The following is a 13,246-nucleotide window of genomic DNA, read 5'->3' as shown; positions in this document are numbered from 1 at the left end:
ATGTCCTTCCCCCTTCCGCCGTCAGCTGGTGAAGATCGACTTCTTCTGGTTCTCGATGCTGGTGAGCAGCCCGCCGATGTCCTTCGGGTCCTTGATGAACTGCTGCAACGCCGGGATCATCACGGTGGAGGCGAAGTCCGGCCGGGTGTCGCGGTCGAGGAACTGGGCGATCTCGGTGGCGGAGCCGACCAGCTCGGCGGCCTTCTTCTGCAGCGCGGTGTAGGCACCGGTGTCCGCGCCGCTGTTGGCGACGAGCGTGCTCGGGTCGTTCTTCACCGTGATGTCCGCTGCCTCCTTCGAGCCCAGGTACGTCAGCAGCTTCTGCGCGGCGTCCTTGGACTTCGGCTTGCGGGCCATCATGTAGCCGTCGATCGGGGCGTCCAGGGCCTTCGCGCCGATGGTGGAGTCGATCTCGGGGAACGTGAAGAAGTCCAGGTCCTCCAGGTCGGCGCCGCTGAACTGCTGGCCGACGAACAGGCCGAGCAGGTACATGCCGCTCTTCTTCTGCTGCAGCGACTGCGCGGCCTCCTGCCAGGTGCGGCCGAGCGAGTCCGGCTGGTGCAGGGGGAGCAGCCCGGCCCAGGTGTCGAAGACCTTCTTCACCTTGTCGGAGGTCCACGCCTCCTTGCCGGCCATCAGGTCGATGTGGAACTGGTAGCCGTTGATCCGCAGGTTGAGGATGTCGAACGTGCCCATCGCCGGCCAGCCGTCCTTGTCGGCGAACGCGATCGGGTTCAGCCCGTCCTTCTTCATCTGCGCGCCGAGCGTGTTCAGGTCGTCCAGCGTCTTCGGCACCTCGTAGCCGCGCTGCTGCCACACCGACTTGCGGTAGAAGACGGCCCACGGGTAGTACGACGCGGGCACGAAGTACTGCTTGCCGTCGTCGCCGGTGGACGCCTTCTTGAACGCGTCGGAGTAGCCGTCGAGCTTGCCCCACACGTCGCTGAGGTCACCGGCCAGGCCCTTTGCCGCGAAGAACCGCATCCGGTAGCCGGCGAACCAGGTGAACACGTCGTCCGGCTTGCCCTGCAGGTAGTTGTTGATGTTCTCCTGGAACGTGTTGTGGTCGACCGTGTTGATGTTGACGGTCACCCCAGAGGACGTCTTGAAGCCGTCCATCACCTTCGCGACGACGTCCTTGGGCTTCGGGTCCGACTGGTTGGAGCCGACCGAGACGCTCTTGGCGTCACCGCCGGATCCGGAGTCGGAGTCGCCGCAGCCGGCGAGCAGACCGGTGCCGAGCAGCGCTCCTGCGCCGGCCGCGCCGGCGAGCAGCGAGCGCCGGTTCAGGCCGGCGACGGACGGGGGTACGAGCCGGGCGAGGTATTCGGCTTGCGAGCGGGGACGGGACATGGTGCCTCCTGCGTGGAAGAGGTGCGCTGCGCTCATGGACCGTGATCGTTGGCGGTGAGCGGTGTCGTGTCGGTCGCGGTAGATCCACCGAGAATCCACACGTCCGAACACAAACAGCCGGTGGCGCTTGAAGCTACCCCTTGGTGCGGCGCTGTCAAGAGGGCAAAAAGGCGACGCCGTTGGTGGTAAGGCAGGGCAAAGAGCCGGTAAACGTTGGAACTTCAGTCGATGTTGGAAAGTGTTGACTTGGGTGCTGTTCGGGGGGCAACCTCTGCTGTCATGCGGAACTGGCACGGCGAGGGCATCTGGTACGGCGCCGACTACAACCCGGAGCAGTGGCCCGAGCAGACGTGGACCGAGGACGTCGAGCTCATGCGACGGGCCGGGGTCAATCTGGTCTCGGTCGGCATCTTCTCCTGGGCCCTGCTGGAGCCCACCCCCGGTCGGTACGTCTTCGACTGGCTGGACCGGGCGATCGACCTGCTGCACGACGGCGGCATCAGCGTCGACCTGGCCACCGCCACCGCCAGCCCGCCACCGTGGCTGGCGCACCGGCACCCGGAGACGCTGCCCCGCCGCGCCGACGGCACGGTGCTCTGGCCCGGCGGCCGGCAGGCGTACTGCCCCAGCTCGCCGGTGTTCCGGGACCACTCGCTCGCCCTGGTCGAGGCGGTCGCCCGGCGGTACGCGCGCCACCCCGCCGTCGTGCTCTGGCACGTCTCCAACGAACTCGGCTGCCACAACGTGCACTGCTACTGCGACGTCAGCGCCGAGGCGTTCCGCGGCTGGCTGCGCGAGCGCTACGGCGACCTCGACTCGCTCAACGCCGCCTGGGGCACCGCGTTCTGGAGCCAGCGCTACCACGACTGGGCCGAGATCAACCCGCCGCGTACCGCGCCGACGTTCGCCAACCCGACCCAGCAGCTGGACTTCCTGCGGTTCTCCTCCGACGAGCAGCGCGCCCAGCTGCGCGCCGAGCGGGAACTGCTGAACCGGCTCGTCCCGCAGCCGGTCACCACGAACTTCATGATCGGCACCGGCATCAAGTACCTGGACTACCACTCCTGGGCCGCCGACGTGGACGTGGTCGCCAACGACCACTACCTCACCGCCGCCGACCCGCAGCCGCAGGTCAACCTGGCGCTCGCGGCCGACCACACCCGGGGCGTGGCGGGCGGCGCGCCGTGGCTGCTGATGGAGCACTCCACCAGCGCCGTCAACTGGCAGCCCCGCAACGTGGCCAAGACACCCGGTCAGATGCGCCGCAACAGCCTCGCCCACGTCGCGCGCGGCGCCGACGGCGTGCTGTTCTTCCAGTGGCGGGCCTCCCGGGCCGGCGCGGAGAAGTTCCACTCCGCGCTGGTGCCGCACGCCGGCCCGGACACCAAGGTGTTCCGCGAGGTCTGCCGGCTCGGCGCCGACCTGCGCGCGCTCGCCGAGGTACGCGGCAGCCGCGTCGACGCCGACGTGGCCATCCTCTTCGACTACGAGGCGTGGTGGGGCGCCGAACTCGACTCCCACCCGAGCGTCGACGTCACCTACACCGACCGGTTGTCCGCGCTGCACGCCGCGCTCTGGCGGGCCGGGATCACCGCCGACGTGGTGCACCCCTCGGCCGACCTGTCCCGCTACCGGCTCGTCGTGGTTCCCACGCTCTACCTCGTCCGCGACGCCGACGCCGACGCGCTGCGCCGGTTCGTGGAGGCCGGCGGCACCGCTGTGGTCACCTACTTCAGCGGCATCGTCGACGAGCACGACCACATCCGGCTCGGCGGCTACCCCGGCGCGTACCGCGACCTGCTCGGCGTACACGTCGAGGAGTTCTTCCCGCTGCGGGCCGGCGAGACGGTACGCCTCGACGACGGCGCCCGCGCCGACGTGTGGACCGAGTGGCTGCACGCCGAGGGCGCGGAGGTGCTGGCCGCGTACGCCGACGGTCCCCTGCCCGGCGTGCCGGCGCTGACCCGCAACACCGTCGGCGCGGGCGCGGCCTGGTACGTCGGCACCCGGCTCGACGACGAGGCCACCGACCGGCTGGTGGCCCGGTTGCTGGCCGAGGCCGGCGTCCGGCCGCCGGTGAGCGCGCCGACCGGGGTGGAGGTGGTCCGCCGCCGCGCGGCGACCGGAGCTGGCTGTTCCTGATCAACCACACCACCGAGCCGGTACGGTTGCCGGTCACCGGCGTCGAGCTGCTCGGCGGCGCCCGCTGCGACGGCGAGCTGGAGGTGCCGGCGGGGGAGGTGGCGGTGGTCCGCGAGAGCCCGCGCCGGCGCCCGTGAGCGCCTGACCGCAACCCTGCCGTTCGCGCCGATGGAGGTCCACATGCTCGCCCAGCAACGGCAGAGCGCCATCCTGGAGTTGATCCGCCAGAGTGGCGGCGTCCGGGTCAGTCACCTGGTCAGCCGCTTCGGGGTGTCCGACATGACGATCCGCCGCGACCTGGAGGTGCTGGCCGAACGCGGCCTGATCGACAAGGTGCACGGCGGCGCGACGCTCGCCGGTCCCGGCTCCACCGAGGAGCCCGGCTTCGCCGCCAAGTCGGTCCGCCAGCAGGCCGAGAAACGCGCCATCGTGGAGCGGGCCGCCGGCCTGGTCGAGCCGGGGATGGCGGTCGCGCTGTCCGCCGGCACCACCACCGCCGCGCTGGCCGCGCGGCTGGCCGAGGTACGCGGGCTCACTGTGGTCACCAACTCGATCCCGGTGGCCGACGCGCTCTACCAGAACCCGCGCACCGATCAGACCGTCGTGCTGACCGGTGGCATCCGTACGCCCTCGGACGCCCTGACCGGCCCGGTAGCCGAGGCGGCGATAGCCGCGCTCAACGTCGATCTGCTCTTCCTCGGCGTGCACGGGATGAGCCCGCGTACCGGGTTCACCACGCCGAATCTGCTGGAGGCGGCGGTGAACCGGCGGCTGATCGGTTCCGCCCGGCGGCTGGTGGTGCTGGCCGACCACACCAAGTGGGAGACGATCGGCATCGCCACCATCGCGCCGCTGGAGGAGGCCGACGTGCTGATCACCGACAGCGGCCTGTTGCCAGAGGCCCGTCGGCAACTCGGCGAGCAGGTGGGCGAACTGGTGGTGGTCCGGGCGGACTGACAGCCGGTCCGCCGTCGGCTACCCTCTGCCCTCGTCACGATCGACGGGGGAGACACTATGGACGGTGATCATCAGTACGCGGAGGCCACGGCCCAGCCGGTAGGCCCGCAGCAGGCGAGACCCGGTGGGCGGAAGATCCTGCTGGGCGTGGTCGTCGCGCTGCTCGTCTGTGGCGGTCTCTGCGGCGTCGGTCAGCTCATCACCGAGGTGGTCAACCAGGACGACTGGGAGGGCCTCGGCCGCCCGGTGCCGTCACCGGCGGTGCCCGAGTCGCCGGAGCCGACGTGGCCCAAGCCCAACCTCCTCTACGGCCGGCCCGATCCGGGTATCCGGCACACCCTGGAGCAGAACGTGCTCGCCTCCGCCGGTGTGCTGAAGCCGATGACGAGCCGCTGCGACAACAAGGGATTCACCGGCGAACAGGCGGCGACGTTCGACTGCACGGTCACGTACGCCGGACTCGACGTGGTCTACACGGTCGTCGCCACGCCGTCGGGCTCCCAGCTCTTCAAGTGGACGGCGACCGCCGAGCGGACGGTGGTCACCCGGGACGGGCTGCTCGCGCAGTTCCACCGCCGGTACACGAGCGACAACCGCTGGAGCGACCTGCGGTGCGACGAGTTTCCGGAGACGGCGCTGGTGCCGGTCGGCGAACCCTTGCCGCAGTTCTGCTACGCGAAACTCGACGACCGGATCAAGACCAGCCGGATCCGTATCACCCCCGACGCCGACAGCCCGCCGGCGCTGGACACCGAGCACCAGGAGGAGGGCCTGTGATCCGATGCGCCTCACAGCCACTTCTCAGTCGCGGCATTTAGGGTGCCCTGACGAAGCGTCCGACGGTCCATGTCGGAGTGCCGTTCAGCGGGAGTGACCGATGGTCTTCAAGAAGATGTTGAGCGCGTTCGGCGTGGGTGGCCCGAGCGTCGACACGGTGCTCACCAACCCGAACACCCGGCCCGGGCTGACCCTGGACGGTCACGTCAACCTGGTCGGCGGCGACAGCCCGGCGCGGATCGAGCAGATCAACCTCGGCCTGGTCACCCGCGTCGAGATCGAGAGCGGCGACCACGAGTACGCGGGCGTCATGGAGTTCCACCGGCTGCCCGTCAGCGGCGCGTTCGAACTGGCGCCGAAGCAGCAGCTGTCGATCCCGTTCCAGATGCCGGTGCCGTGGGAGACCCCGATCACCGACGTGTACGGCCAGCGGCTGCACGGCATGACCATGGGCCTGCGTACCGAGCTGGCGGTGGCCCGCGCCGTCGACAAGTCCGACCTGGACCAGGTGTCGGTGCACCCGCTGCCGGTCCACGAGCGCATCCTGGAGGCGTTCCAGGCGCTCGGTTTCCGGTTCAAGCACGCCGACCTGGAGCGGGGCCACATCTACGGCGTGCCGCAGACGCTGCCGTTCTACCAGGAGATCGAGTTCTTCGCCGCGCCGCAGTACGCGCAGACGGTCAACGAGGTCGAGCTGACGTTCGTGACCAGCCCGCAGGGCGTCGAGGTGATCCTGGAGTGCGACAAGCGGGGCGGCTTCCTCAGCCCCGGGCACGACGTGATCGGCCGCTACTCGGTCCCGCACACCGACGCCGCCCGTACCGACTGGGTGCAGGTCGTCGACGGCTGGCTGCGGGAGACCACCGGCCGCTACGGCAGCATGCGCGCCCAGGGCTTCGGCATGCCGCACCACGGCGGCCACGGCTACCCGGGTCACCACGGCTACGCCGGCCACGGGCGGCGCGGCCCGGGCATGGGCGGCGTCATCGCGGGCGCCGCGCTGGGCGTCGCCGGCGGCATGATCGCCGGCGAGATGCTCGACGACGCCTTCGACGGCGGCGGCGACGACTTCGGGGACTTCGGCGAGGAGTGAGCAGACGCGACGACGCCCCCGGGACGGATCCCGGGGGCGTCGCCGTTCGCACGGCGTCGGATCAACGTCCGCGGCGCTCCTTGCCGGAGCGGCGCGCGCTGCCCGCCTTCGACAGGCCACGGCTGACCAGGTACGCGCCGGTCAGCGCGGTCAGGTACCACCAGGCCTGGTTCGGGTTGTTGATGTTCAGGCCGTTGGCGGTGGTGCCCTTCCAGAACGCGGCGATCACCACGAGCGCGACCGCTGCGGCGTACACCCAGAACTCGGTGGTCAGGAACGCCTGCTTCGTCTCCGTACCCGGGGACGGCATGTTCTCCCGGTGACCGTCGTGCATCGACGGCATGTGCCGGGTCGACGTGTCCTGCATGCTCGACCGGTTCTGGACGTCGGACATCGGCCGGTTCATCGGCCTGGTGGATGCAGCCTGCGTGCTCATCTGGTCCTCCTCAGGATTTGATGAGTCGTTAACCTGCACACCCTCGCCCCGCTACCGCAGGTCGGCCACGGCGCGGTTCGCGCTCTGTGGCGGGGGCACCCTGGGTCTACCCGAGGCCGGAGACAAGGTAACCGCCGGTCGCCGTCGAATGGCCACCACGCTCGGCCTCGCAGCCGGAACCGGACACGAGGGCGCACACCGGTCCTCCCGCCGCCGGTTCCGGTTTCAGCCACCCACCCTCGGGCACGCAACACCGATACCCCGAGAGAGCTGCGAGGTGGTTGACGTGCGTGAGGACGACATGCGGCAGGACGCCGCCCGGCGGGCCGAGCAGCGGGTCGCCGGCGGCGTGTACGGCGACGGCGCGCTGGACGAGATCACCGTGCCGCAGACCGACGTGGAGCGGATGCGGCAGGAACTCGACCCGGACGACCCGGCGGACGTACCCGTCGACCCGACGGTGCTGCGCGACGGCGGACCGACCCGGGGTCAGGGCGCGGTGACCACGACCGGTGGCACGGCCGGCCCGGCCAGTGTGCGCCGGTTGGCCCGGCAGCCCGAGAAGCACCCGGGCAAGGTGGCCCCGACGACGACCGGGGACGCGGGTACGGGTGGCCTGAGCACCCCGGCCGGTGGCTCCACGAGCGACAATTCGGCTACCGGCGCGCAGGTGGGCAACTTCACCAACAATCGCCCTAATCCGGGCTGACCGAGGCAGCACGGCAAGGGCGGGACGGCCTCCGGCCGCCCCGCCCTCGCGCACCCGCGTCTTGACTGCGCCACTTCGCCGAAGTGGCGTGGTCGGCACGGCCATGATGTAGCAACTTCCCCGTTCTGGTGCGAGGGTCGCCAGTTCGGCGGGTGGTGTGGTCGGGGCGGGTGTGATGCAGCAACTTCCCCGATCTGGTGCGCGTGACCGCCACTCCGGCGAACTGGCGCGAACAGGCCACCCGGACACACGCCCCCGTCCGCCGCCCCCAAGCCCGCGCTCGCCGATCTTGCACTTCCGACCCGAAAAATGTCCGTTTGATGGCGCTTTTCCGGGGCCGCAACTCCATGATCGCCGAGCGGGGCGAGGGGCGAGAGTGGGCACGGCGGGACATGGGGCAGCACGTGCTCGGCCCGGTCGATCATGAAGTTGGCGGCCGACTTGGAGATCGACAAGGCCGCCAACTTCATGATCAACGGGGCGGAGGCGAAGGCGGTCAGGGGGTGCGGAGGATGCCCAGGCGCTGGGTGGCTCTTGTCAGGGCCACGTAGAGGTCGCTGTGGCCCCTTGGAGACTCGGACACGATGCGGTCCGGGTCCACCACCAGCACCGAGTCGAACTCCAGGCCCTTGGCCTGCTCGGTGGTCAGCACCACCACCCGGTTCGCCAGCTCCGGCTGTTCGCCCACTGTCGCCTCCGGCAGCGCCGCCACCACCGCGCCGCCCAGCTCGTCCACCCGCCCGGTCGGCACCAGCACGCCGAGCCGCCCGTCGCCGAGCGACGCGGCCTCCTGGGCGGTGGCCTCGACCAGTTCGGCCACGAGCCGGTCCGCCGGTACGGTCCGGTCCCAGGGCGGTACGCCGGTGGCGCGTACCGAGCGGGGTGGCCGCAGCGCCGGGTCGATCTCGGCGAGCACGTCGGCGGCGACCGCCATGATCTCGGCCGGGGTGCGGTAGCTGACCGTCAGTTCTTCCAGCCGCCACCGGTCCGCCACGTACGGCGCGAGCGCCTCGCCCCACGACGGCGTGCCGGCGAGCGCGCCGGTCTGTGCCACGTCGCCGACGATCGTCATGGACCGGCTCGGGCAGCGGCGCATCAGCAGCCGCCACGCCATCGGCGACAGCTCCTGCGCCTCGTCCACGATGACGTGTCCGAACGCCCAGGTGCGGTCGGCGGCGGCGCGCTGGGCGGTGGTGAGCCGGTCGGACTCCTCCTGCCGTTCGGAGAGCCGGTCGGCGTCGATCAGGTCGGTGACGCCGAGGATCTCACCGCCGTCTGCCTCGTCCTCGACGTCGATGGAGCGGGAGCCGCGCCAGATCTCCAGCACGCCCTCGGCGTACTCGCGTTCCAGCGCCCGGATCCGCTCCCGGCGGGCGACGGCTGCGCGCTCGTCCTCGCCGAGCAGTTCGGCGGCCTCGTCCAGCAGCGGCACGTCGGCGGGTGTCCAGCCGCCGGGCTCGCGGTGCAGCGCGGCCCGCTCGTCCTCGGTGAGCATCGGCGCGGCGGTGGCGATCCGCTCCGGCGAGGCGTACAGGTCGGCGAGCAGGCGTTGCGGGGTGAGCACCGGCCACAGTTCGTCCAGCGCGGCGCGGATCTCCGGCTCCTCGCGCAGTTCGCGGCGGATCTCGGCGCGGTCGGCCTCGGAGAGCAGGTTCTCCCCGCCGAGCGGGTCGGCGCCGATCCGCTCGGCCACCTGGTCGGCGAGCGCGTGCACGATCTCCACGTCGAACAGCGCGCGGGCCAGGTTGTGCGGGCGGCCGGTGCGGCGTACCCGGTCGCGGGCCTGCCGCACGGTGTCCGGGTCGAGCGTCAGCACCTCCCGTTGCGGCAGTTCGATGGTGACCGGCTCGTCGGGCACCCACTGCCGGTCGCGGACGGCCGCGGCGAGCACGTCGGCCAGCACCGCGCGGCCCTTGAGCGCCGCGGTGGTGGCGGGTTCCGCGCGGCGCGCGTGCACGCCGGGGAACAGGTCTGCCTGGGTACGCAGCAGCACGCCGGTCTCGGCCAGCGTGGGCAGCACCTGGGAGATGTAGCGCAGGAACGTGGCGTTCGGGCCGACCAGCAGCACACCGCGGGTGGAGAGCTGCTGGCGGTGGGTGTAGAGCAGGTACGCGGCGCGGTGCAGCGCCACCGCCGTCTTGCCGGTGCCGGGCCCGCCCTGCACCACCATCACGCCGGGCAGGTCGGCGCGGATGATCCGGTCCTGCTCGGCCTGGATGGTCTCGACGATGTCGCGCATCCGGCCGGTCCGCCCGGCGTTGAGCGCGGCGAGCAGTGACGCCTCGCCGGTCAGCTCCTCGTGGGCGGTGGGGGAGGCGGCGGTGATGTCCAGCACCTCGTCGTTGAGCCCGGTCACCTTCCGGTCGCGGGTACGCAGGTGCCGACGGCGGCGTACGCCCTGCGGGTTGGCGGCGGTGGCCAGGTAGAACGGCCGGGCGGCGGGGGCGCGCCAGTCCATCAGCAGCGGGTCGTAGTCGCCGGAGGAGTCGAAGATCCCGATCCGGCCGATGTAGCGGACCGCGCCGTCGTCGTCGTCGAGGCGGCCGAAGCACAGGCCGCTCTCCACGGCGGAGAACTGCTCGACCTGGTCGGCGTACATCGCCACGGTCGAGTCGCGCTGGGAGCGGGCCTGCTGTGTGCCGCCGGTGTGACGCAACTCCTCGTCGAGCCGCCGGGCGGCCTGTTCCCGCATGCCGTCCAGCCGGTCGTACAGCATCGAGACGTATTCCTGCTCGCGGCCGATCTCGTCGTCCTGGCGCAGGTCAGCCGACACGTCGGAGTGCGTTGACAATCCGGCTCCTCATTGACTAAAATTGCCGCAGGAATGGCATTCAGAAGCCATTCCTTTTTTGTGCCTGAACTGAGAAAGATAGCGCGTCGGCCGCCACCCGACCAAGCCCGGACACGACTCGGGGCCCGGTCGACGTCAGCCGACCGGGCCCCGGGCACGGCGATTCTCAGCCCTTGGCCGCCTGGTAGAGCCGCTCCGGCGTGACCAGACCGGCGATCACTCGGCCGTCGTCGGTCAGCAGCACGCTGAACAGCTTGCCGCTGAGCAGCCGGCCGCTGCCCCAGTCGCCGCTGACCTTGGGCAGGTCACCGAGCACCTGCGTGAGCATCTGGGCGTCCGGCGCGTCCGCGCCGGGCTTCGCGCCGTCGCCGGTCGCCGCGTCGCCGATCTTGGCGACCACCACGGTGGTCCAGCCGGTGCCGACGGTACGCACGTCCGGCTTCTCGGCGTCCTTGCGATCGAACCGCTTACCCGCCGGTCCGGGCCGCTCGCCCTCGGTCGCCTCGGTGACCTTCACGCCGGGCGGCGGGTTGAACCGGAACTGGTCGGCCTCGGGCGTGCGGAAGTCGACCTGGGTGAACGCCACCTGGAACGCGGGCTCGTCCTGCCCGTCGGCGAGCACCTGCAGACGCAGCGGCACGTGCTCCTTCGCGTCCAGCGCGATCCGGACCTGGTGGACCAGGGACGCCTTGTCGCGCGGCGTGAGCACCAGCTCGTACGCGTCCCGCCCGGCCACTGTGGCGGTGCGGCCGACGGTGACCGCGGTGGTCGGGTCGATCGCCTCCAGCGCCCGGTCCGCGGCGTCGGCCGGGGTGGCCGGCACGGTGGCCCGGTCCGGCGCGTCGGCCGGCAGCACCCGGTGCGTGGCGGTGTTCTCCCGGCTGTTCCAGGTCCACACGTCGCGGCCGTTGCGCAGGATGTCCTGCTCGCCGAGCGTGTCGACCAGCGCGAGCCGCTGCCGGTCCTCGCCGCCGTACCAGACGCGCAGCGTGTGCGTACCGGAGACCAGGCCGGCCAGGTCGTTGCCGGTGGCCTGGCCGGCGAGCGCGGCGATCGGCGGCAGGCCGAGGTCGGCGCGCTGCACCACGGTGCCGGAGAGCCCGTCCAGGCGGGACGTGCGCAGGTCTTCCAGGAGCTGGGCGGCGCTGCGCGGCGGCAGCGCCGGGTCGGCGCCGGCGGCGAACGTGCCGACGGCGGCGCCACCGCCGATCACGGCGACCCCCGCGGTCACCGGGACCAGCCAGCGCAGCACGGCGCGGTTCTTCATCACGGACATAGTGTGCACCTCCTGCGCACCATGCTGCGCGAGCGTCGCTGTGACCACGCTGAGGAGATCCCCTACGGGTGACCCCATGGTGGCACGCTGGACCGGTGCGGTTGCTGGTGGTGGAGGACGAGACGCGGCTCGCGGCGGCGCTGCGCCGGGGTCTGTCGGCGGAGGGTTTCGCGGTGGACGTGGCGGCGACCGGCCCGGCCGGGCTGGACGCGGCCCGGCACGGCGAGTACGACGCGATGATCCTCGACGTGATGCTGCCCGGCCTGTCCGGCTACGAGGTGGTGCGCCGGCTGCGCGCCGAGCAGCGCTGGCTGCCGGTGCTGATGCTGTCGGCCAAGGACGGCGAGTACGACCAGGCCGACGGCCTGGACTGCGGCGCCGACGACTACCTGACCAAACCCTTCTCGTACGTGGTGCTGCTGGCCCGGCTGCGGGCGCTGCTGCGTCGCGGCGCGCCCCGGCGGCCGACCGTGCTCACCGTCGGCGACCTGCGCCTCGATCCGGCCCGCCGCCGGGTCACCCGGGCCGACGCCGAGGTGGTGCTGACCAGTCGCGAGTACGCGCTGCTGGACTATCTGATGCGCCGCCCCGGCGAGGTGGTCTCCAAGACCGAGCTGCTGGACCACGTCTGGGACGCCTCGGTCGACACCGCCCCGAACGCGGTGGAGGTCTACGTCGGCTACCTGCGCCGCAAGATCGGCCGGGAACGGCTGGAGACGGTACGCGGCGCGGGCTACCGGCTGGCCACGTGAGCTGGGTACGCGGGCCGCTGCCGCGCCTCGGCCTGCGGGCCCGGCTGCTCGCGCTCGGTGTGCTGGGGCTGGCGGTCGGGTTCGCGTTCGGCGGGACGCTGCTGGTCGGCGCGCTGGGCTGGACGCTGCAGCGCTCGGTGGACGAGGAGGCGCTGCGTACCGCCGACGCGGTGGCGCTGCTCACCGCCGAGGACGCGCTGCCGGACCCGCTGCCGGTGGCCGGCGGGCAGTTGCGGGTGCAGGTGGTCGACGTTCAGGGCCGGATCCGGGCCGCCTCGATCGACGCGGACCGCCTGGTGCCGATGCTCGGCCCGGACGAGCTGCGGCCCGGGCAGCGGCAGCGGCTGGTGGTGGACGGGCGGCGCGCCGGCATGCCCGGCCCGGTCCGGGTGGTCACGGTGCCGGCCGGCACGCCGCAGGAGCCGCGTACGGTGCTGGTCGCCAAGTCGCTCACCGACGTGCGGCACAGCCTGCGCGTGGTCCGCAACCTGCTGCTGGTGGGCTTCCCGCTGCTGGTTGCCGGGCTGGGCGTGGTGGCCTGGCGGGTGGTGGGCGCGACGCTGCGACCGGTCGAGCAGTTGCGCAGCGGCGCCGCCGAGATCACCGGGCGGGCCGGCGCGGAGCGGCTGCCCGTACCGGCCGGGCAGGACGAGATCCACCGGCTCGCGGTCACGCTCAACGACATGCTGGACCGGCTGGCCGCGTCCCGGGACCGGCAGCGGGCGTTCGTCGCCGACGCCGCGCACGAGCTGCGCAGCCCGCTGACGAACATGCGTACCGAACTGGAGGTGGCCCGGCGGCTCGGCGACGACACCGACTGGCCGGCGGTCGCCGACGACCTGCTCGCCGACACCGAGCGGCTCAGCCGCCTGGTGGACGACCTGCTGCTGCTGGCCCGCCTGGACGAGCAGGACGCCCGCCCGGCGCCGGTGGGCCCGGTGGAGCTGGGCGAGCTGGCGC

The 13,246-nt window shown here is 71.9% G+C and carries 10 protein-coding genes and 1 pseudogene; 7 read left to right on the top strand and 4 right to left on the bottom strand.

Translation table 11 applies throughout. The features are described 5' to 3' along the window. Positions 1-21: 21 nt before the first annotated feature. Positions 22-1,389, bottom strand: a complete 1,368-nt coding sequence (locus MCBG_RS11510) for an ABC transporter substrate-binding protein (RefSeq protein WP_223201189.1) — start codon at positions 1,387-1,389, stop codon at positions 22-24. Positions 1,390-1,632: 243 nt separating this feature from the next. Here MCBG_RS11510 and MCBG_RS11505 point away from each other — a divergent pair. The 4 genes and pseudogenes from MCBG_RS11505 to MCBG_RS11490 all read left to right on the top strand — a co-directional run bounded on the left by MCBG_RS11505 (position 1,633) and on the right by MCBG_RS11490 (position 6,322). Next, positions 1,633-3,640: pseudogene (locus MCBG_RS11505) on the top strand (beta-galactosidase). Positions 3,641-3,675: 35 nt separating this feature from the next. Beyond that, positions 3,676-4,452: a DeoR/GlpR family DNA-binding transcription regulator gene (locus MCBG_RS11500; protein WP_043330505.1), complete on the top strand. Its 777-nt coding sequence runs from the start codon at positions 3,676-3,678 to the stop codon at positions 4,450-4,452. 57 nt (positions 4,453-4,509) lie between these two features. Beyond that, positions 4,510-5,229, top strand: coding sequence for a hypothetical protein (locus MCBG_RS11495; protein WP_043325544.1), 720 nt, complete (start codon positions 4,510-4,512; stop codon positions 5,227-5,229). A 100-nt stretch (positions 5,230-5,329) separates the two neighbouring features. Continuing rightward, entirely contained in the window at positions 5,330-6,322 is a 993-nt protein-coding gene (locus MCBG_RS11490) for a sporulation protein (RefSeq protein ID WP_043325542.1), read from the top strand. A gap of 61 nt (positions 6,323-6,383) precedes the next feature. Here MCBG_RS11490 and MCBG_RS11485 read toward each other — a convergent pair whose 3' ends face one another. After that, positions 6,384-6,758 (bottom strand): hypothetical protein, encoded by a 375-nt coding sequence (locus MCBG_RS11485; protein ID WP_043325541.1) that lies wholly within the window; start codon positions 6,756-6,758, stop codon positions 6,384-6,386. 286 nt (positions 6,759-7,044) lie between these two features. On the opposite strand from MCBG_RS11485, the gene MCBG_RS11480 reads away from it, so the two are divergent. Further along, positions 7,045-7,467: a hypothetical protein gene (locus MCBG_RS11480; RefSeq protein WP_043325539.1), complete on the top strand. Its 423-nt coding sequence runs from the start codon at positions 7,045-7,047 to the stop codon at positions 7,465-7,467. Between the two features lie 496 nt (positions 7,468-7,963). On the opposite strand, the gene MCBG_RS11475 is transcribed toward MCBG_RS11480, so the two are convergent. Both MCBG_RS11475 and MCBG_RS11470 read right to left on the bottom strand, forming a co-directional pair. Further along, the gene (locus MCBG_RS11475) at positions 7,964-10,183 is read right to left on the bottom strand and encodes a HelD family protein (protein ID WP_223201436.1); all 2,220 of its coding nucleotides are present in this window, start codon (positions 10,181-10,183) and stop codon (positions 7,964-7,966) included. Positions 10,184-10,424: 241 nt separating this feature from the next. After that, positions 10,425-11,534, bottom strand: a complete 1,110-nt coding sequence (locus MCBG_RS11470) for a LolA family protein (protein WP_043325536.1) — start codon at positions 11,532-11,534, stop codon at positions 10,425-10,427. 95 nt (positions 11,535-11,629) lie between these two features. Here MCBG_RS11470 and MCBG_RS11465 point away from each other — a divergent pair, with 95 nt between their 5' ends. Together MCBG_RS11465 and MCBG_RS11460 are read left to right on the top strand one after the other, a co-directional pair. Then, entirely contained in the window at positions 11,630-12,286 is a 657-nt protein-coding gene (locus tag MCBG_RS11465) for a response regulator transcription factor (protein ID WP_043325535.1), read from the top strand. Next, on the top strand, positions 12,283-13,246 hold a 964-nt coding region (locus MCBG_RS11460; protein WP_084789501.1), incomplete at its 3' end, for a histidine kinase dimerization/phospho-acceptor domain-containing protein. The genes MCBG_RS11465 and MCBG_RS11460, both read left to right, overlap by 4 nt.

Origin of the sequence: Micromonospora sp. M42 (assembly GCF_000568915.1) — a bacterium.
GTDB classification, from domain to species: domain Bacteria; phylum Actinomycetota; class Actinomycetes; order Mycobacteriales; family Micromonosporaceae; genus Micromonospora; species Micromonospora chalcea.
The sequence above is the reverse complement of the archived record's forward strand: the minus strand, read 5'-3'. Positions and strand labels throughout refer to the sequence as shown.